The 1,941-nt window shown below is 38.6% G+C and carries 2 protein-coding genes; one reads left to right on the top strand and one right to left on the bottom strand.

Annotated elements, in window-relative coordinates:
• Positions 1-1,103: NlpC/P60 family protein (locus tag ACOVQ4_RS00100; RefSeq protein ID WP_421818647.1), on the top strand; the 1,103-nt coding region annotated here is incomplete at its 5' end.
• Between the two features lie 128 nt (positions 1,104-1,231).
• On the opposite strand, the gene ACOVQ4_RS00095 is transcribed toward ACOVQ4_RS00100, so the two are convergent.
• Positions 1,232-1,663 carry a hypothetical protein gene (locus ACOVQ4_RS00095; protein WP_421818646.1) on the bottom strand — a complete coding sequence of 144 codons (432 nt, stop codon included), beginning with the start codon at positions 1,661-1,663 and terminating at the stop codon, positions 1,232-1,234.
• Positions 1,664-1,941: the final 278 nt, after the last annotated feature.

Below are 1,941 nucleotides of genomic sequence, written 5' to 3'. Positions count from 1 at the left end.
CTATTACACAAGTCATTGATCAATTCGGACATCGTTTTGCACCCGATAAAAGAACAGCTATTTTTCAAATAGATGCTTACCGTCAAAAAAACCAATTGATTTTGACGGGAAAGACCAATCTTATTGGTGCTAAAAGCTTTTTGTTGGAAAGACTAAAAAATGAAAAACTCGAAATCGTTGATCAAATTCGTACACTTCCTGCTGTAGAGTTGGGAGAGAAAGTTTGGGGCTTGGTGGAGGTTTCTGTCTGTAACCTTAGATACAGTCCGCGTCACTCAGGCGAAATGGCTTCACAAGCTTTGATGGGTACACCAGTGCGTATTTTGGATAGAGAGGATAATGGTTGGCTTTTGGTACAAACACCCGATCACTATATTGCATGGGTCGACCGTGGCGCTATAACCGCTATTACCACAGAGCAATTAAATACTTGGAAAGCTAAAAGCAAGGTAATTTATACCAACTCATTTGGCACAGTTTATAGCGAAGCTAATCATAATTCTATGCCTGTTTCAGATATTGTGGCGGGGTGCGTGATGGAATCGAAAGCTGAAAAAAATGGCTATTTTGAAGTAATATTACCCGATAACCGTATAGGATATGTCTCCTCAAAAGAAGCGGATTTAGTAAAAAATTGGGTAAATAATACCACCGCAACAGAAGATGCCTTGGTGAATACCTCCAAACGTTTGATGGGAGTACCATACTTATGGGGAGGCACTTCGTTTAAGGGCGTTGATTGTAGTGGTTTTACCAAAACTGTTTACTTCTTAAATGGCATTTTGCTACCCCGAGACGCCTCACAGCAAGTAATGGTTGGAGAAACGATTGATAAATCAGGCATTTGGAGCAATTTGAAAGAAGGTGATTTGCTATTCTTTGGTGAAAAACGAGAAGATGGTTCTGAACGTGTGGTGCACGTAGGCATGTGGATTGGAAATAATCAGTTTATACATGCTTCTGACAAAGTACGCATTGGAAGTGTAAGTAATTCGGCACCTAACTTTGATGAATATAATGTCAAAAGATATTTGAGAGCCAAACGTATCCTAAAAACAGGAAGTATTGTAAAGCTCAAAGCAGATAGTGTTTACCCACAATAAGATTAAGAGCTTGAGTAATTATTTTTAGTATTTTAGCATCAAAAAAGCGGTAGAAAATTAATTTCTTACCGCTTTTTTGATGAATTTTGGGATATTGCTGCTCATTCCAAAGTTGGATAGCCACAGCATTAATTTCCTCCGAAAGCTCCTTTAATTTTTGACCATAAGCCAGAAGCAGCTTCTTTGGCTTCTTCGACTTTTTCAGCGGCAGCTTCTTGGATATCCTCTAGTTTTTCTTCGGCTTGAGCTTTTAGTTCTTCAGCTTTTTCGCCTAAGTCACCTCCGATTAATTCTTCGATTTTATCTTCTACGGCGTCAATTTTTTCTGAAACTACTGCCGAAACTTCTTCAATTTTTTGGTCTGCAACATCTGCAAGTTCTTCTAATTTTGCACTTGCTTCAGAAGCTAATTCTTCCGCTTTTGCTTTTACATCTACTCCTGTAGCTTCTTTGATTTTTTCCCCTGCTGTGGCAGCTAAACCTTCAATTTTGTCTACAGCTGCGTCTTTTAGTTCTTCGATTTGTCCTTTTGGAGTAGGTTCAGTTTGATTATTTTCCATGAGTAATTTGTGTTTGGGTGATAAGTTGAAGTTATTTTAAATCAATTTACAATTTATCTATCGATAAATCAAGCACATATATTACGCAAAAATCAAATAAATGTCGCAAAAAAGTGAACAGGTGTGAAGAGGGAACAGGCACAAAGGGTGAAAAGGGAACAGGCACAAAGGCACAGAGGCACAAAGTGAAGATTTTGAATACTTCCACTTTGTGCCTCTGTGCCTTTGCCACTCTGTGCCTCAATACACACTCTGTGCCTTTTTTCTAAACAGCCTTC

The sequence above is a fragment of the Flectobacillus sp. genome (assembly GCF_049240685.1).
Classification (GTDB): domain Bacteria; phylum Bacteroidota; class Bacteroidia; order Cytophagales; family Spirosomataceae; genus Flectobacillus.
The sequence above is the reverse complement of the archived record's forward strand: the minus strand, read 5'-3'. Positions and strand labels throughout refer to the sequence as shown.